The organism is Corynebacterium sp., from assembly GCF_030538285.1.
Taxonomy (GTDB): Bacteria; Actinomycetota; Actinomycetes; order Mycobacteriales; family Mycobacteriaceae; genus Corynebacterium.
Window position 1 is genome coordinate 28100 of sequence record NZ_JAUNUG010000006.1, and the last position, 16524, is coordinate 44623.

The 16524-nt window shown below is 64.5% G+C and carries 22 protein-coding genes and 1 tRNA gene; 10 read left to right on the forward strand and 13 right to left on the reverse strand.

Annotated features, from left to right (window positions below; all coding sequences use genetic code 11):
* Positions 1-172: 172 nt before the first annotated feature.
* Both Q4G50_RS03375 and Q4G50_RS03380 read left to right on the forward strand, forming a co-directional pair.
* Positions 173-2740: a Cna B-type domain-containing protein gene (locus tag Q4G50_RS03375; RefSeq protein WP_303376233.1), complete on the forward strand. Its 2568-nt coding sequence runs from the start codon at positions 173-175 to the stop codon at positions 2738-2740.
* A gap of 62 nt (positions 2741-2802) precedes the next feature.
* The gene (locus tag Q4G50_RS03380; RefSeq protein WP_303376234.1) at positions 2803-3222 is read left to right on the forward strand and encodes a holo-ACP synthase; all 420 of its coding nucleotides are present in this window, start codon (positions 2803-2805) and stop codon (positions 3220-3222) included.
* On the opposite strand, the gene Q4G50_RS03385 is transcribed toward Q4G50_RS03380, so the two are convergent.
* The 6 genes from Q4G50_RS03385 to bcp are packed head-to-tail and all read right to left on the reverse strand — an operon-like array spanning position 3197 to position 5821.
* Entirely contained in the window at positions 3197-3751 is a 555-nt protein-coding gene (locus tag Q4G50_RS03385) for a hypothetical protein (RefSeq protein ID WP_303376235.1), read from the reverse strand. The two genes, Q4G50_RS03380 and Q4G50_RS03385, sit on opposite strands and share 26 nt — an antisense overlap.
* A 2-nt stretch (positions 3752-3753) precedes the next feature.
* Positions 3754-3882, reverse strand: a complete 129-nt coding sequence (locus Q4G50_RS03390; RefSeq protein ID WP_303376236.1) for a hypothetical protein — start codon at positions 3880-3882, stop codon at positions 3754-3756.
* Positions 3883-3915: 33 nt separating this feature from the next.
* Positions 3916-4254: a winged helix-turn-helix domain-containing protein gene (locus Q4G50_RS03395; protein WP_368660623.1), complete on the reverse strand. Its 339-nt coding sequence runs from the start codon at positions 4252-4254 to the stop codon at positions 3916-3918.
* A complete protein-coding gene (locus Q4G50_RS03400) occupies positions 4218-4658 on the reverse strand; it encodes a hypothetical protein (RefSeq protein WP_303376238.1) in 441 nt (146 codons plus the stop codon). The genes Q4G50_RS03395 and Q4G50_RS03400 overlap by 37 nt, the downstream gene beginning before the upstream one ends.
* A 51-nt stretch (positions 4659-4709) precedes the next feature.
* Complete coding sequence (locus Q4G50_RS03405; protein ID WP_303376239.1) at positions 4710-5345, reverse strand: TetR/AcrR family transcriptional regulator; 636 nt, start codon at positions 5343-5345, stop codon at positions 4710-4712.
* Positions 5345-5821: a thioredoxin-dependent thiol peroxidase gene (bcp, locus tag Q4G50_RS03410; protein WP_303376240.1), complete on the reverse strand. Its 477-nt coding sequence runs from the start codon at positions 5819-5821 to the stop codon at positions 5345-5347. Before bcp ends, Q4G50_RS03405 begins: the two co-directional genes overlap by 1 nt.
* Positions 5822-5909: 88 nt before the next feature.
* Between bcp and Q4G50_RS03415 the strand changes: the two genes are divergently transcribed.
* Entirely contained in the window at positions 5910-6188 is a 279-nt protein-coding gene (locus Q4G50_RS03415; protein ID WP_303376241.1) for a DUF3618 domain-containing protein, read from the forward strand.
* A 43-nt stretch (positions 6189-6231) separates the two neighbouring features.
* Positions 6232-6816 carry a DUF305 domain-containing protein gene (locus tag Q4G50_RS03420; RefSeq protein ID WP_303376242.1) on the forward strand — a complete coding sequence of 195 codons (585 nt, stop codon included), beginning with the start codon at positions 6232-6234 and terminating at the stop codon, positions 6814-6816.
* On the opposite strand, the gene Q4G50_RS03425 is transcribed toward Q4G50_RS03420, so the two are convergent.
* From Q4G50_RS03425 to Q4G50_RS03440, 4 genes are all read right to left on the reverse strand, one after another.
* Positions 6813-7940, reverse strand: a complete 1128-nt coding sequence (locus tag Q4G50_RS03425; RefSeq protein ID WP_303376243.1) for an HNH endonuclease signature motif containing protein — start codon at positions 7938-7940, stop codon at positions 6813-6815. The two genes, Q4G50_RS03420 and Q4G50_RS03425, sit on opposite strands and share 4 nt — an antisense overlap.
* Before the next feature lie 111 nt (positions 7941-8051).
* Positions 8052-8543: a histidine phosphatase family protein gene (locus Q4G50_RS03430; RefSeq protein WP_303376244.1), complete on the reverse strand. Its 492-nt coding sequence runs from the start codon at positions 8541-8543 to the stop codon at positions 8052-8054.
* Between the two features lie 4 nt (positions 8544-8547).
* A complete protein-coding gene (locus Q4G50_RS03435; RefSeq protein ID WP_303376245.1) occupies positions 8548-9102 on the reverse strand; it encodes a nicotinamidase in 555 nt (184 codons plus the stop codon).
* A gap of 9 nt (positions 9103-9111) precedes the next feature.
* A complete protein-coding gene (locus tag Q4G50_RS03440; protein WP_303376246.1) occupies positions 9112-9606 on the reverse strand; it encodes a gluconokinase in 495 nt (164 codons plus the stop codon).
* A gap of 33 nt (positions 9607-9639) precedes the next feature.
* Between Q4G50_RS03440 and Q4G50_RS03445 the strand changes: the two genes are divergently transcribed.
* From Q4G50_RS03445 to Q4G50_RS03460, 4 genes are read left to right on the forward strand one after another with little or no spacing between them, the layout of a single operon-like run.
* Positions 9640-10890 (forward strand): glutaminase, encoded by a 1251-nt coding sequence (locus Q4G50_RS03445; protein ID WP_303376247.1) that lies wholly within the window; start codon positions 9640-9642, stop codon positions 10888-10890.
* A complete protein-coding gene (locus Q4G50_RS03450; protein WP_303376248.1) occupies positions 10890-11189 on the forward strand; it encodes a hypothetical protein in 300 nt (99 codons plus the stop codon). The genes Q4G50_RS03445 and Q4G50_RS03450 overlap by 1 nt, the downstream gene beginning before the upstream one ends.
* On the forward strand, positions 11189-11512 hold the full coding sequence (locus Q4G50_RS03455) for a hypothetical protein (protein ID WP_303376249.1): 324 nt from the start codon (positions 11189-11191) through the stop codon (positions 11510-11512). Before Q4G50_RS03450 ends, Q4G50_RS03455 begins: the two co-directional genes overlap by 1 nt.
* Complete coding sequence (locus Q4G50_RS03460) at positions 11509-12171, forward strand: hypothetical protein (RefSeq protein WP_303376250.1); 663 nt, start codon at positions 11509-11511, stop codon at positions 12169-12171. The genes Q4G50_RS03455 and Q4G50_RS03460 overlap by 4 nt, the downstream gene beginning before the upstream one ends.
* Positions 12172-12218: 47 nt before the next feature.
* Here the strand turns inward: Q4G50_RS03460 and Q4G50_RS03465 are convergent.
* Positions 12219-12294 (reverse strand) — tRNA-Lys (locus Q4G50_RS03465).
* Between the two features lie 251 nt (positions 12295-12545).
* Here Q4G50_RS03465 and Q4G50_RS03470 point away from each other — a divergent pair.
* A complete protein-coding gene (locus tag Q4G50_RS03470) occupies positions 12546-13700 on the forward strand; it encodes an Ig-like domain-containing protein (protein WP_303376292.1) in 1155 nt (384 codons plus the stop codon).
* Here the strand turns inward: Q4G50_RS03470 and Q4G50_RS03475 are convergent, their stop codons facing one another.
* Positions 13701-14585 (reverse strand): SDR family oxidoreductase, encoded by an 885-nt coding sequence (locus Q4G50_RS03475; protein WP_303376251.1) that lies wholly within the window; start codon positions 14583-14585, stop codon positions 13701-13703.
* A 79-nt stretch (positions 14586-14664) separates the two neighbouring features.
* Between Q4G50_RS03475 and Q4G50_RS03480 the strand changes: the two genes are divergently transcribed.
* A complete protein-coding gene (locus Q4G50_RS03480; RefSeq protein WP_303376252.1) occupies positions 14665-15618 on the forward strand; it encodes an MsnO8 family LLM class oxidoreductase in 954 nt (317 codons plus the stop codon).
* Here Q4G50_RS03480 and Q4G50_RS03485 read toward each other — a convergent pair.
* Positions 15608-16519 carry a RimK family alpha-L-glutamate ligase gene (locus tag Q4G50_RS03485; RefSeq protein ID WP_303376253.1) on the reverse strand — a complete coding sequence of 304 codons (912 nt, stop codon included), beginning with the start codon at positions 16517-16519 and terminating at the stop codon, positions 15608-15610. The genes Q4G50_RS03480 and Q4G50_RS03485 overlap by 11 nt on opposite strands.
* Positions 16520-16524 lie beyond the last annotated feature (5 nt).

Sequence of the window (16524 nt, forward strand, 5' to 3'; positions counted from 1 at the left end):
GCCCGCACTTCCCATGGGGGAGTGCGGGCCTTGTAGTTTTAGGGGGGGAAATGGGGGTGAATTGTCATGAATTTTGCAGGCTGAAACGTACACCGGCGATGATAGGTATACACTTTTCCGGTGGGAAGTTCATATGTTCCCTTAGCAGCCTAAGTAAATATGAGGAAAAGTAATGGTCATTCATCACCGGGTGTCCCGCACGCTAATCGCAGTGCTGGTCATTGCCGCTATGGTCCTAGGGATCATGGGTGCTCAAGCGCCTAAGGCTCAGGCGGTTCCTGTCCAGCCCACGGGTATCGACTTCTCTCTAACCGACCCCAATGGTCAGACTGTAGGAAACCTCGCTCCGAACACCCCCTACAAGTTCCGCTTCGAGTTCACCGTCCCCGACGGAACTCAGCCCGGTGATCACTTCACCGTGACGCTGCCACCCGAGTTCAGCGTCGTATCCAACTCGGCTACAGATCTCGGCGGTGGTACCGCCGCAACCGTGAACGCGAACGAGGTGACTGTCACCTTCGGCGAGGGAATCGGCGGTCTGGTCGGTATCCGCGGCGGCTTCGAGATCATCGCCCAGTACAACCACACTGGTACCGATGACGCCGACGTCAACGTCAAGGTGACGCTCGGCAACGAGACCCTCTATGAACAGGTCCACAAGGGTGCTGGCCCGCCACCAGCCCCGCCGATGGCCATCAATAAATGGTCCGGTTACAGCACGGCGCCGACCAATGTTCGGACCGCCACTTCCCTGAAACTGCAGACCCCGAGGTACAACTACCAGTGGATCAACCCCGTCGAGGGACAGGTCTTCGCCCATTGGTTCATCGAGTTGAACAACTGGCACGGCGAAAACCCGCCAGCCAACATCGGCCAGGATATCGTCATCACTGACCGTATCGCGGGCATGCCGGCGGGGTTCACCCCCGGCGTGAAGGCTCAGGAGGAGGGCTCACTCACCCAGGCGCAGCTCGACGAGCAGCTCAACGGCTACTACCTGCAGAATTTTGTCAGTGTCGCTGTGCGAGACAATGGACAAACCACCACTTATCCGGCGCTTAATAGTCTGGGGCAGACGCTGCCATTCATCACCTTCACCGGTGATGCCTTTGAGTTCCGGGTATCTGAGTACCTGGCATCCATCGGTGTGACCCCTTCCGACACCGCGCAGTACGCGATCAACTACTACACACTGGTACCGGCTGTCGATGCCAACGTCACCAACACAGCGACCATGATTTCCGATGAGCATCCGAACGGGGCCAGTGATTCGGGTTGGTACCAAACGGTCGACGCCACCGGTTGGATCTACGGTGAGCAGCCGACCACTTCCCTGAAGGTGACAAAGGAATGGGTGGACTGGGACACTTCTGTCGCTGGGCCTACCCCGGCTGTGCAGTTCGAGTTGCTGGCCGATGGTCAGCCGGCCCGTGATCTTCATCGTGAACTCATCCCTGCCCTCCAGCTCGGTGAAGGTGCTACCGAGGGGCAGTGGGACAATCTTCCGACACAGTCCGCGAGGAACGTGCCGATCGTCTATTCGGTGAAGGAGGTCACCATCGAGGGGTATGCCTCCGAGGTGAGCGGTACCTTTACCACCGACCTGACTGATCTGGCAAACATTCCCGCCGGCGCAATCACGGTAACGAACACCAAGACCCCGGATGCCCCGATGACCTCCATTATCGTGACCAAGGTCTGGGAGGGACTCGCTGCTGGTGAGGAAGCCCCCGAGGTCGCCTTCACTCTGCTGGCCACTGTCGAGGATGCCCCGGAGGACTTCGTGGCGATCCCGGCCCGCGAGGCGATCCTGACCCCAGGCAACACTACTGCCCGCTGGGATAACCTTCCGGTGCAGACGGAGGATGGGCGCGCGATCATCTACAAGGTGGAGGAAGTCACCGTTCCGGGCTTCACTTCCGTTGTCTTCCCGGAGAGTTACACCCCGGACCCGGAGGCAATCGTCGACGGTGAATTCATCGTCACCAACACCAAAACCCCGGACACCCCGGTGGATCCGGGCGCCCCGGTGACGGAACTGACCGTTGAGAAGATCTGGGAGGGTGTTGACGCCGCCGTGGCGCCGGCCATCGCCTTTACCCTGCTGGCCAACGGTTCGCGTGTAACCGACGGGGAGGGCAACATCCTCGCCCCGGTGACGCTGCAGCCGGGCACCACCACCCACACCTGGGATAACCTCCCTGCTGTGGACGCGGACGGTGAGCCGATCGAGTACTCCGTCATCGAAGCCCCCCTGAACGGCTATGACACCGAGTACAGCGGTACCTACACCCCAGATGTTACCGACGTCGACAACATCGAGGCCGGCACCATCACCGTCACCAACACGAAGGACGACGAGTCGGAGGGCCCCGTGCCCGGCAGCTCTATCCCGTGGTGGCCGCTGATCCTCATCCCGCTGATCCCGCTCATCGGTGGTTCCAGCACGAGCTCTGCCCCGGTCCCGGATTCTGCGCCGACTCCGACCCCGCAGACCCCGGATGCGCCGACTGCCGAGCAGCCGAAGACCGACACCCCGGATCCGAAGGCTGAGCAGCAGCGCATCATAAAACAGCAGCAGACCGCGGCCCCGGCCAAGCCAGCCTCTGTTCCCTCCAAACAGGCGCCGCAGCGCACTCTGGCCAACACGGGTGCCGAAACCTTGGCCCTCGGCGCCCTCGCCCTGGCCCTGGTGATCGGTGGTGCGGGAGTACTTCTCCTGCGTCGTCGTAACGCTTAGGCTTTGACGCCGCAAGGCCCGCACTCCTTAGAGGATGCGGGCCTTTCGCCTGCTCGGGCACAATGGAGCGCATGCATCACATCGGTGTCGACATCGTTCACGTCCCGGGTTTCCGCGAGCAACTGGAGCGGCCCGGCTCGCGCTTCGAGGACGTGTTCACCGTCCTGGAGCTGCGCGTGGCGGGGCAAAAGCCCGACCGCGCCCTGCACCTGGCAGGGCGGTGGGCGGCGAAGGAGGCGTTCATCAAGGCCTGGTCGCAGGCGATTTACGGGCGACCACCCGTGATCAGCCCTGACCTCGTCGACTTCCGGGAAATCGAAATTCAGCCTGATAGGTGGGGGCGGGTGGGCGTCGAGAAGCGGGGCGAGGTGGCACGCGCCGTGGCGGACAGCCTGGGGGAGATCACCACCAGCCTGTCAATCAGCCACGACGGTGACTACGCCATCGCCACCTGCCTTATCGACGTCGCGGTTCCGGCGTGACAGTCCCTTCCACGTAGGTGACTGTGTCGCCCGCATGCGTGCACTCCAGCTCGTTGGCGCTGAGCGCTTCGCAGCGCACGTCACGGAACTCAACGAACTCGCCCTCTTGGAGGACATAGGAATTCGGCGGCGCATGGCCGGTGGCGAAATTATGCGCCCAGAAGATGCCGCCCTCGTCGAAGGCGATGGCATTGGCTTCCGCAGTGGGGCCGGCGACCGTATCGATAATCGGCGGATCCGCCAGCGACACCGTGCACAGTCCCAGCCCATCCTTCTCGGGCCCGTACAACCAGCAGATGCCCTGGGAATCGGGGGTGAGGAAAATGGCGTCACCGTTGCCGATCAATGTCAGCTCGGTGACGTCCACCAACCCGTCGGGCGCGACGGGCACGGAATCAGTGACGACGATCTCCGTCGTCGGTGCCGCCTCCGTCACGGTGACGGGCGGCTCCGGCGCGGGCTCCGCAGTGGCGCATGCGCTTAAGGTGACGGCCGTGCAGGCGATCACCAGCAGGCGGCGGGGGATCATGGCTATTCGTCGTTGTCCTCGTCCTGCTCGTTAGCCGGCGGGTTCTCGGCGACCTTGTGGTCGTCCTCGGGGTGCTGCGGCGGGGCCTCGGAGTCGGCGATGGGGGCGGGGTTCTTCGGATCGGTAGTCATGGGGGCTATTCTACTCGCGTCATGTGTTCGGCGTCACGGGATTTCGGTGATCGCCCGCAGTGCGGCGAGGTGCTCACGCCAGGCAGCTTCACCCTCCTTCGTCAGTGACAGCCTGGTTTGCGGGCGCTTGCCCACGAACGACTTCTTCACTTTCACCAATCCCAATTCCTCCAGCGCGGAAGAGTGCTTCGACAAGGTTGGGTCTGTGGTCTGCAAGTAGTCTTTCGCGTCCTTGAACGTGATCTCCGAGACCCCGGCGAGAGTGGCCATGAGTGAGAAACGTAGCGGGTTGGTGAATGTCGGATTGAGCTGTGTGCGGGGATGGTCGCCCACGGCTACTTCACGCCCTTCTTCAGGGCGGTGACCTCCCACACCAGGCCGATGACGGCGGCGGCAAGGAAGGCGGCGGCCACGGCGGTGCCGTGGCCGAGGGTGAAGTGGCTGTTGAGGATGGTGGTGGCTGCCCACAGGATGACCCAGACGACCATCATGATGAACCAGCGGGAACCGAATCCGCGGCGCGTGGGCGGGGAGGTGGCGGTGGCGCCGGCGGTGAAGACGACGCCGACGAGGATCCAGAGCCCACCGGCCAGCCAGGCAGGAAGGGTGGGGGTGCTGGTGACGTTGGCGTAGGCCAGGCCGACGGCGGTGATGGCGCCGCCCGCGCACAGGGCGAGGTAGCACAGCCAGGCGAGGGCGAAGCCGGCGGCTTGGCGGGAGGTGGACTCAGCGCGATCGAGGAGTTCGCGGGCGTCGTGTGCGTTGGGAGTGTCCATGAGACTAAGTCTAGGAAAGTACTTTCCACTTTGGCAAGTACTTTCTTTGGCTTAGCCGGTGGCGACAGCAAACAGGTACGCAACGAGCATCCGCTTGATCTCGTTGACGATCACCTCAAAATGCGCCTCATGCTCCGCATCACGGATAGCAAAATTCAGCAGCGACGACACCGTATGCACCAACAGGCCCGCCAATTGGTAGCGCTCCTCGTGGGAAGCATCGGGGGCCAGTGGGGCCACCACCTGGGAAATGATGTCCAGCATCTGCTTCTCGGTGGCAGCCGCCGTCGCGCGCGTCGAGGGTGTCGACTGGACGGCGTGCCATACCGCGCGCCGGGAAGGATCATCGCGCCATAGGCGCGCGAGGTGGTCGATGAAGTCATCGAGGATATCGGGCCACTGCGGGGCCGGCACCTGGCCCGAGAACTTCATCAACTCGGCGACGTTCTCGGCGGTGTCGACGCGGTCGAGTTCGCAGATGAGGACGTACTTGTTGGCAAAGAACTGGTACAGGGTGCCAATCGGCACCTCCGCACGCCGGGCGACTTCGTCGAAGGTGAAGGACTCGAAGCCGACGTCGACAAGCACGCTACGAGCGGCCGTGAGGATCCGGTTGAACCTCTCGCGGCTGCGGGCCTGGGCGGGTCGTCGGCGGGGGACGAGGATGCCGTCTTCCACGTCCTCCATTAGTTGGCGGGGACCTCGCGCAGGATGCGGGCGACGTGTCCGGACGCGCGCACGTTGTAGCGGGCCAGCCCGATGGTGCCGTCCGGATCGACGAGGAAGGTCGACCGGATCACGCCCTGGACGATTTTGCCGTAGTTCTTCTTCTCGCCGAACGCCCCCCACCGCTCCATGACCTGCTTATCGACGTCCGAGAGCAACACAAAGTTCAACCCATGATCCTCCCGAAACTTCGCCAGCTTCTCCGGCTTATCGGGGGAGATGCCGATCACGGTCACGTCGAGGTTGTTGAGTTCCTCGATGGAGTCGCGGAAGTCGCAGGCCTGGGTGGTGCAGCCCGGGGTGTTGGCGCGCGGGTAGAAGTAGATGAGTACACGCTGGCCGGCGAAATCCTGGAGCGATACTTCCTGGCCGGTGTCGTCGGGCAGGGTAAAATCGGGGGCGGTATCGCCTTCGGCAAGACGTGAGGAAACAGTCATGTCCTACACCATACCGCCCTCCGTCAACAGATCGCGTTACACTACTTAGAAGTAGAACAGATGACCATCAACTAACCGGGAGTTCCACGTGGCACGAGACATCAACGATATCCAGCGAGACATCGAGCGCACCCGTCGCCAGCTGGCCAGCACCCTCGACGAGCTGGCCACCCGCACCAAGCCGTCGAACCTGGCCGCCGACGCCAAGGTTGAGGCCCAGAACAAGCTGCAGGACCCGCAGGTGCAGAAGATCCTCGCCGGTGTTGGCGTCGCCGTGCTCGGCCTGGTGACTGTCGTGGTGCTGCGTAACCGCAAGCGCAACAAGGATCTCAAGGAGATTCAGCGCCTGCTCGCCGCACGCGTATAAAAGCCTTCCGCTTATCGACGGGGCGCCGCTAGGATCTCTCTCCATGCGCGCCCCGTTCGCCGTTCTCGCGGCCTTGCTGTTCTTGGTTGGTTGCTCTCCGGCGCAGTCGCCGGTGTCTTCGGAGCAGATGGTGTCCGAACGCACCGATGCCATGCCCGCCGAGGCCAACGACACCGATGTCCACTTCCTCGGCATGATGGTGCCGCACCATCAGCAGGCCATCGACATGGCCGAGGTGCTGCTCGACTCCGACGTCGATGACGCGGCGCTCCGCGACTTGGCGGAGCGAATCCGCGAGGGGCAGGAGCGCGAGAACGCCCAGATGAACGAGTGGGCGAAGGAATGGGGCATCGAGGAGGACATGGAGCTGCATTCGCGCCACATAGCCAATGGCATGGTCTCGCCCGGGGTCTATGAATCCTTCACCCAATTGGAGGGCGAGGAGCTGCGGACCCGTTTCCTGGAACTCATGCACTTCCATCACGCGGAGGTCATCGCCATGACCCAGGATCAGGTGGACAACGGCGGATATGCTCCGCTGCGCGATATGGCAACGGAGATGATTGAGGTGCAGACCGCGGAGATGCGCGAGATGGAGCAGCTCTACGGTGGCGTGCCGAACCCCTAGCTGATCAGCGCCATCGCTGACAGCTCCCGGATGGGGTGGGTGTTGCGTCGTGGTGGCCCGCCGTCCGGTGGGTAGTGGACGACTCCGCCGGGTTCTCGTTCCAGGCGGCCGTTGCGTGGTGGGGCGTTGGGGTCGTCGTCGTTGCGGGCGTTGTGCACCGGGCAGGCGATGCTGAGATTCAGCAGGTTTGTTTCTCCGCCCTGTTTCCATGCCTGCAGGTGGTGTACTTGGCACATGGACGCCGCGGTGGTGCACTCCGGGAAGGGGCACAGGATGGTCTCCGCGGCCGCCAGCATGCGTTGTTTCCAGTTCGCGTGGCGTTGATCGCGGTAGAGGTTGACCCCACCTTCGACCGGGTCGTAGATGCCGACCAGCCCGTGGGTGGCCATTTCCTGTTCCACCAACTGTTTGCCGGTGATGGTGGTGCCGTCGGTGAGGGCGAAGATCGTTTCGTCGCCCTCATGGCGTAGCACCTTGGCGTAATCCGGCAGGGAGATCACCACGTGGGGGATATCTGCCGGACGGCTGCCGGGCACCCCGGATGTCAGGTGCGCATATGCGGCGTCCGCCATCGCCGGTTCCCAACCCAGGCGTGGGTCCGCGGCGCGGTAGGAGTCCGCGGTCGGCTGGAGCGTGGCGACGATGTGGGCGATCTGTCGCTCAGGCAGGGTCAGTGTCAGGGTGCGCATGCCCAATGCGTCGGTGTTCTTGCCACCTCGTAGGGCCCGGCGTCCGTGGGCTTTGTTGGCCGCGTCCTTGACCGTGCGGTTGTGTTCCAAGACGCGGGCCGCGGCCGCGCGGTCTATCTCGGCGACCGACCCCCGCAAGGAACACAACTCCACCCGTAGCTCTTCCACCGTGACATCCGCACCCTTGAGCAGGTTGCGCAGGTGCTTCTCGATCACCACCACTGCATCCATCGACAACGGTGCCGCCGCTTCCCGCGCCGCGGCCTGCAGTTTCCGGTAGCGGGTCGGCCCGTAGTATTTGGCGGCGAGCTTCTCCCACAACTTGGCGTCGCGGAAACCCCACTTATCCAGCACGGCGCGCGTGAGGTCACCGGAGGCCAGTTCCCCCAGTACTTCCATGGCCCGCAGGGCCTGCAGCGCGTCAATGATCTTCATGCCCCGGACGATAAACCGGAATCTACGCGGCGTCGATAAGCAACCACCCCAGCCTGTGGACAATTCCCACTTATCCACAGAAAACCGTATTCCGGTCACCCGACCAGTTGCTTAACCCCGCGGAACCACGTAGGAGAGCAGGCGGCAGGAATCCGGTGCCAGCTCACTCCAGGACGGCGCGGACAGCAACGCGATGGCGCTGGTGGGGAATTTGGTGTCGATGCCCTCCCACCCGGGGTTGTCGTCACGCACAGCCAACTCCCGCACCGCCTCCTCCACGCCGGGCCAATGCGCCAACACCAGCGCCGTGCCCACGGAATCCGGCAGGGGGCGCAGCAAACGCAACATGTCCTCGGTGCTGCCACCGTAGAGACCATCGTGGAAACTCACCTGCCCGGCCGACAGGCCGGTGCGCTCCCACGTCAGGCGCGTGCGCGTCGAGGTGGAACTGAGCACCCGGTCAATCTGTCCGACTTCCTCAGCCAGCCACTCGCCGGCGGCCTTCGCGTCCCGGCGGCCGCGCTTGTTCAGCGGGCGCTGGTGGTCGGGCAGCGGTTCCTTCCACGAGGACTTCGCGTGGCGCATGATGATCAGGCGGTTCATGGCATCAGCTTAACTGCGCGCCGGCGGAGACGAGTTCCTGCAAGGCGGCCTCGCCGCGTTCCTCGTCGACGGGGGCGCATAGGTCGGTGAGCACGCGCACCTCGAAACCCTCGCGCAGCGCATCCAGGGTGGTCGCTCGCACGCAATGGTCGGTGGCGATCCCCACCACGTCCAGCTTCTCGACGCCCCGTTCCCGCAACCACTCCGCCATCCCGACACCGTCGGCCGCGCCCTCGAAACCCGAGTATGCGGCGGTGTACTCGCCCTTGCGGAAGTACGCCTCGATAGGCTCCGTGCCCACCGCGGGGTGCAGTTCGGCCCCCTTGGAGTCGGCGACGCAGTGCACCGGCCAGGAGTCCACGAAGTCGGGGTTGTCGGAGAAATGCGATCCGGGGTCGATATGCCAGTCCTGGGTGGCCACCACATGGTCGTAGCGGGAACCGTGGGAATCCTGGTACTCACCGATCGCGGCGGCGACCTCCGCACCACGTTCGGTAGCGAGCGACCCACCGGGGCAGAAGTCGTTCTGGACGTCAACGATGACTAGTGCGGTTTTCATGCCCCCACTCTAGGCGTCCAGCCAGTTCCCGATCTGCGCCACCAACACGGAGGGGGAGTGGGCCACATCGAATTCGCACCCCGCCTCGTCCGCGCCCAAGGGCTCCAACACCGCCAACTGGGAGTCGAGCAAGCTGGCGGGCATGAAGTGCCCGCGGCGTTTCCCCATCCTTTCGGCCAACACCGCCTGCTCCCCTTGGAGGTGAACGAACCGGACTCCCGGCACAGCAGTGCGCAGCAGGTCACGGTAGGGGCGTTTCAAAGCGGAGCAGGCGATGACCCCGCCTGCGGGGCGTTGCGCGAGCCAGCGGCCGACGGCCTGGAGCCATGGCCTGCGATCTTCATCGGTGAGGGGTTCGCCGACAGTCATCTTGGCGATGTTGGGCGGGGGATGCAGGTCATCGCCGTCGAGCCAGGGGAGATCGAGGGCGTCGGCAAGCAGCTTGCCGACAGTGCTTTTGCCGGTGCCGGATGTCCCCATGACAATGATGTGTGGACCTGTCATGCCCCGCATCCTATCGTCGGTAGGCTCGACTCCATGCAGATGCCGATCCCGGATTACCTGAACGAAATCCTCGACCACGTCCGCGACGATGATGGCGGCGAGGTCGCCGACTATATTCCGGAGCTCGCTGATGCCGACCCGGATCGCCTGGCCATCGCCCTGTGCACCGCCTCGGGCCATATCTATGTTGCCGGCCCGGATGCGGAGGTGGAGTTCACCATCCAGTCGATCTCCAAGCCCTTCGTGTTCGCCCTGGCGCTGCAGGAACTGGGCCCGGAGAAGGTGCTCGATGTTGTCGGTCTGGAGCCCTCCGGCGAGGCTTTCAACGAGCTTTCCCTCGATGACAATGACAAGCGTCCGGTTAACCCGATGATCAATGCCGGCGCCATCGCTGTCAATCAGCTGATCAACGGGGAGGATTCCTCCGTGGAGGATCGGGTGGAGAAGATCCGGGATCTCTTTTCCCGGCTGGCCGGCCGGAAGCTGACTATCGACGCCGAGTTGTCCGCCTCCGAGCTCGAGGGCGCGGACCGTAACCTCTCGATCGCGCACATGCTGCGCAGCTACGACATCATCAAAGACGATGCCCACGACGCCGTCCTGTCCTACACCCACCAGTGCTCCATCCTGGTCACTACCCGCGACTTGTCGGTCATGTCCGCCACCTTGGCCAATGGCGGTACGCAGCCGGTAACGGGGGAGCGGATCCTGAGCAAGGAGGCCTGCCGTCTGACGCTGGCGGTGATGAGCTCCGCCGGCATGTACGACGGGGCCGGCCGCTGGATGGCTGGGGTGGGCATTCCCGCCAAATCGGGTGTGGCCGGCGGGCTCATCGGTACCCTGCCCGGGCAGTTGGGCATCGCCACGTTCTCCCCGCGCCTGGATTCGCAGGGCAACTCGGTGCGCGGCGTGAAGATCTTCGAGCACCTCTCCCGCGACATGGGCCTGCACCTGATGTCCTCCGACCAGCATTCCGTGCCGGGCGTGCGCTCGATCACCCGCGACGGCGACACCACGATCATCCGCCTGCAGGGCACCATCAACTTCACCGCCGCGGAGAACATCCTCCACCAGTTGACGACCCACAACCTGGGCGGCGATGAGCTGGTCCTCGATGTCTCGCGTGTGACGTCCTTCAACCGCATGGGCCGCCGGATGGTCAAGGAGGGCTTGCGCCGCCTGCGCGAGGGTGGTTTCGAGTGCGCCATCTATGACCCGGAGGGCGTGGTCACCGATCTCGAGTTCTCCGACGGCACCACAGCCGACACGGTGGATGCTTTCTGATGGTCTGGATCGTTTACGGCGCGGCCTTCGCCGTGGTGGTGGCCGTGTTCGCGTTGGCGCCGCGCACCGGTGGGGGTCGCGGTTTCCCCTGGTTCTGGGTGGTGTTTCCGCTGTCGATGTTGGCGATTGGGGCGTCGATAATGTTCTGGGCTGACTTCGGGCCGCAGACCTTCGACGTCTTCGGCGGCCCCGGTTATGACTACTTCTTCTTCTGGAACCTCGCCGCCACCGCCTGGCCGATCCTGGCGCTGCTCGGCGCGGGCTTGTCCTTTTGGGCCTGGCGTAAGGGGTGGCGTTGATGGCGGCGGAAGGTCTCATTGTGCTCGGGTTGTTCGCCGTGCTCATCGTTGTGCTGGTTGCGGTCACCGCTTATCGACGCCCCACCTCCCCTTCCTTCTGGGTCGCTTTCCCCCTCACCTGCCTGTCGGCAGTGTTTCTGCTGCATCGCTTCCTCCCGGTATCACCGATCTCCGCCGCCTACGGCTGGAGCGTGTACATGCCGTTGCCCGGCTCCGGCTTTCTCACTCCCTCTCCTTGGGAGCCGATCATGTGGTCCGCGTTGTTAATCGTCGGAGTGCTCGCGTCAGTGTGGACCTGGCGCCGGGGTAGTGTCGAGGAATGATTCAGGCCGTCTCCTTCGGGTTGTTGGATTCCCTCAACGCCCTGCTCATCGGCGTCATCGTGGCGCTCGGTGTGATGTTGCCCCGCAAGGCTTCTTATCGACGCATCGTCACCCTCCTCATCGCCGGTGACTGGTTCGGCGTCTTCCTGTTGTCCTTCATCACGATGGTCATCTTCGACGGCATCCGCGACCTCGTGCAGCAGGCCCTGGAATCCCCGGTCTTCGGCATCCTTTTGCTGGCCACCGGCGTGCTCACCTTCTTCGCCACCTGGCGCAGCGATGGCTCGGGCGATTCCCCCTTGGTGCGCCGCATCCTCGAACCCCTGCAGACACCGTCCTCTAAGACCGTGGTGGTGGGCTTCATCCTCGGGCTCGCCCAATCGGCGACATCCATCCCGTTCTTCACCGGCCTGGCCTTCCTCTCCGCGGGGGACTACCACGCGGCGGTACGCTACGGCGGCCTGGTCATCTACGCCTCCCTGGCGCTGAGCCTGCCCGCCCTCTCGGCGGTCTTCGTCGGCCTGGTCCGCGCCTACCCGCACTCCGTGTTCGGGAGGGCCTTCGAGTGGATGCGCGACAACCGTGAGCCGGTGGTCAAACTCGCCGGCTACATTGTCGCCGTGGCACTGTCGGTCTTCGGCGTGGTGAAGCTGCTGTAGAGTCAAAGGAAAAACACCGCCTGCGCTGGGCGGACGGTGCTATTTAGTGGTGCGCCATCAGGGACTCGAACCCCGAACCCACTGATTAAGAGTCAGTTGCTCTACCAATTGAGCTAATGGCGCTGGTGTCTTCCGGGCTGACCGGGCAACGAAGAAAAATATAACAGGCAATAGTGCAACCTACAAAATCGCCTGGTCAGGGCACTACTTTACGTGTTGTTCATGAAACGGGGGTGACTTGCGGTTGGGCGGTGAGTGATACGGGACGTAAGGTGTCTAGTTGTTCAGGGGTAGCCGCGTGCGCCCGGCGATTAATTGCGCATGAGGTCGATGTGAAGGTCAGTTTCTCCCGACGGGGCCGCTTGGTGGCGTTGATGATGGCGGCGGTTGTGATGTCGGGGACGCTGGCATCGTGCACGATTGACACGGCGTCGGAAAGCGAGGCGGCAGCCGAGACGACGACGTCGCAGGCTCCCGCCCCGCTCAAGGTGTCCGTCAAGGACGGCGCTGAGAAGGTGGATCCCTCGGTGCCGGTGACGGTGACCTCAGGCACCGAATTGGTCGATGTGACCATGACGAACCAGTACGGCAACCTCGTCAAGTCGAAGCTGTCGGCGGATAAGAAGTCGTGGACGAGCGATGAGGTGCTCGGTTACAACCGCACCTACACCATCGTCGCGGAGGATAAGGCGGGGAAGTCGACGACCACGACGTTCAGCACCCCCAGCCCGGCGATGGTGTCCAACGTCTCGCTGGCGCCTCTCGACGGCTCGGAGGTCGGCGTCGCACAGACCATCACCATTCGTTTCGGCACCGCGATCCGTGATCGGCAGGCGGCGCAGGACGCGGTGACCATCACCACCTCGCCGAAGGTGGAGGGTGCGTTCTACTGGCTGAATAATTCGGAGCTGCGCTGGCGGCCGGAGAATTTCTGGAAGCCGGGCACCAAGGTCACCGTGGAGGCCGATATTTACGGCCAGGCGCTGGGCGGTGGTACCTATGGTGCGGACAACAACAAGATGAGCTTCACCATCGGTGATGATGTGCGCACCGTCGTCGATGACGCCACCAAGACGATGACCGTCTACCGCGGCGAGGAGAAGCTGCGCACCATCCCGGTGTCGCTGGGGCGTGACACGGAGCGTTGGGCAACGCCGAACGGAACGTACATCGTGGGTGATCAGCACTCGTCGATGGTGATGGACTCGATGACTTACGGTCTTGCCTATGACCAGGGCGGATACAAGACACCGGTGTCCTATGCGACGCAGATGTCCTGGTCCGGAATCTATGTCCACGGTGCCCCCTGGTCCGTGGGGGACCAGGGTCGCCGCAACGTCTCCCACGGCTGCATCAACGTCACCAACGAGGCCGCCCAGTGGTTCATGAACACCGTTAAGCGCGGTGATCCGGTCGAGGTGAAAAACACCGTCGGCGGCACCCTCTCGGGTTATGACGGCCTGGGCGACTGGAACATTCCGTGGTCGACGTGGAAGAAGGGCAACGTCGACGACGCGCCCTCCTGGTAACTACGGGGTCGGGGTACCGCCGGTCACACCGAGCGTCTCGCCCATGACATAAGACGCCTCATCGGAGGCGAGGAAGACATAGGCGCCCGCCAGCTCCGCCGGCTGGCCGGCGCGACCCACGGGTGCATGCTGGCCGAAGCCCTCGAGCTTCTCCGGGGGCTGCCCGTGGGAGGGCTGCAGGGGAGTCCACACCGGGCCCGGCGCGACGGCGTTGACGCGGATACCCTCCGGTGCCAGCTGTTCTGCCAGCCCCTTGGAGAGATTGTTCTGCGCCGCCTTGGTCAGGGCGTAGTCGAGCAGGTGCGGGGAAGGGTTGTAGGCCTGGATCGACGAGGTGAAGATGATCGAGGATCCTGCCTTCATGTGCGCCAGCGCCGCCTTGGTGACGCGGAAGTAGGAGTAGATGTTGGCCTTCATGGTGGCGTCGAAATCCTCGTCGGGGATGTTCTCGATGCCGTCGTGCCAGATCTGGCGGGAGGCGTTGTTGACCAGGATGTCCAGACCGCCGAAGGCTTCGACGGTGTCGGCGACGATCTTCTCGCACTGGGCGAGTTCGCACAGGTCGCCGGGCAGGGCCAGGGCCTTCTGGCCGGCGTCCTCGATGGCCTGGATGATCTTGTCGGCGTCCTCCTGCTCGGCGGGGAGGTAGGAGATGGCGACGTCGGCGCCTTCGCGTGCATAGGCGATGGCGACGGCCGCGCCGATACCGGAATCGCCGCCGGTGATCAGTGCCTTGCGGCCCTTGAGGCGGCCGGAGCCCTGGTAGCTGTCGAGACCGAGGTCGGCCTGCGGCTCCAGCTTGGCGTCCAGGCCCGGATGGGGCTGTTCCTGCAGCGGGGGATCGATCTTGGGGTGGAGGGTGCGGGGATCGTTGATGTCGGCCATTGTGACCTTCCTTTCATTAGTGGTCGTGCATCCGAGGATACGGAAAGTTATGCCCGCCCGTGGCTGGCATGGTGGAGGCATGCGCTTGTCCCTCCTCGACCGTGCCAACGCCCTCGCCGGCGCGAGTGATGCCGCGACCCTGCAGCGGGTGGTGGATCACGCGCGCGAGGTGGAGGAGCTCGGCTTCACCCGTTTCCTCGTCGCCGAACACCACGCGGTCCCCGGTCTGCCGGGATCGCAGCCGGGCATGCTGGCGGTGGCGTGCGGCGCGGCCACGGAACGCATCCGCATCGGCACCGCGGGCATCATGCTGCCCGACCACCAACCCCTCATCGTCGCCGAGCAGATCGCCACGTTGGAGGCGCTCTACCCCCAGCGTATCGACGCCGGCATCGGCTCCTCCCTCGGTTTCACCGCCCCCGTCCGCGCGGCCCTGCGCCAGGGCGATGTCACCGAGCTTAAGGCCCGCTACCCGGATGACCTGCGCGAACTACTCGGCTACCTCGATGTTTCGGCGGACGTCACCGCGCGCCCGCGCAGCGCCGGGGCGCCGGTGTGGCTGCTCGCGGGCTTCCGCTCCGCACTGCTGGCGGCCGAACTCGGCCTCGGCGTCATCCTCGGCGGCCCCAACCAGGTCGACGCCGCGCGGCTCTACCGGGAGAATTTCCGTCCCGGGCGTATCGACGCCCCGGCCGTCATCCTCTCCGCCAACGTCGCCGTCGCAGCCTCGCGGGAGGCCGCCCGCGACCTCCTCCTGCCAGAGGCCTGGGCGCAGGCGCGCGCACGCAGCACCGGGACTTTCGGCCCGTTGCTCCCCCTCGCCGAACTGCCGGAACCTACCGCCCAAGAACGGCGCCGCATGGAGCAGACCCTGTCTTTGGCGATATACGGGACGCCGGGGGACGTCGATAAGCAATTTCAGCAGCTTCTCGACGCCGCCGGCACGCAGGAACTCCTCATCACCGGCGGCATGAGTGACCTGGAGGGGCGCGCGCGATCGGAGCGTTACCTGGCGGAGATGCTCAGCGGATGAGGTGCTGCTTGCTGGCGTGGAACGTCGGTTTCAGTGTGGCGTAGTCGCGCTCCGGGGTCCACTCGTCGCCGCGCATGGTGGCGGCCAAGAAATCGGCCACCGCGTGGAGCACCGGTGGCTCGCAGGTGGGGCAGGAGTTGACCTCATAGACCACGAGCTCACCGGTGGCGGTGTTCTCCCCGATGTCGATCCCGCCGATGAGCGTGCCCGCCGCGCGGGAGGCGCGGGCCGCCAGGTCGGCGATCTCCGGGGTGAGCGGGCACGGGGCGATGGTGCCGCCCGCGCGGACGTTGGTGATCCACTTCCCCTCCGGCGCGTAGCGGTACATGGCGAACACGGGCGCATGGTTGACGGTGTAGACGCGGATGTCCCGGCCCGGGTTCTCGATGTAGGGGACCACGTAGTACTCGCCGTCGGGAAGCTGGTCGACGTCCGTGACTTTGCGCAGGCCCCGTCCCCCGAACCCGGACAATGGCTTGGACACCAAGGGGCCGTCGATCTCCGCGGCCCAGTCACGCAGCGCGGCGCGGTCCCACCCGGTGATGACGGGATAGCGCAGGACCCCGGCGGCGAGGAGCTGCGAGCTGTCGAGGAAGGTGTGCTGTGTCCGGAACAGGGTGAGGGCATCATTGATCACGCGCACCCCGAGGCGCTGAAGCAGGTCGAGTTGGGCCATGCTCGGTAGGAGAAGGTCACCTAGCACCCAGCCGAGGACCAGGTCGGGGCGCAGCTGCTCCCCGCCAACTGTCAGGCGGGCGCGTGCGCCTTCGAGGCGGATGACCAGCTCGTGGGGGTGCACGCGCCGAACCGCGATCCCGCGTTCTCGCAGGAGGGGAAAGAGCACCGAGTGGTCTTCGGCGTCGGTGTCGTCGGCGAGGACGACGAGGAGAGGCTGTGACATGGCGA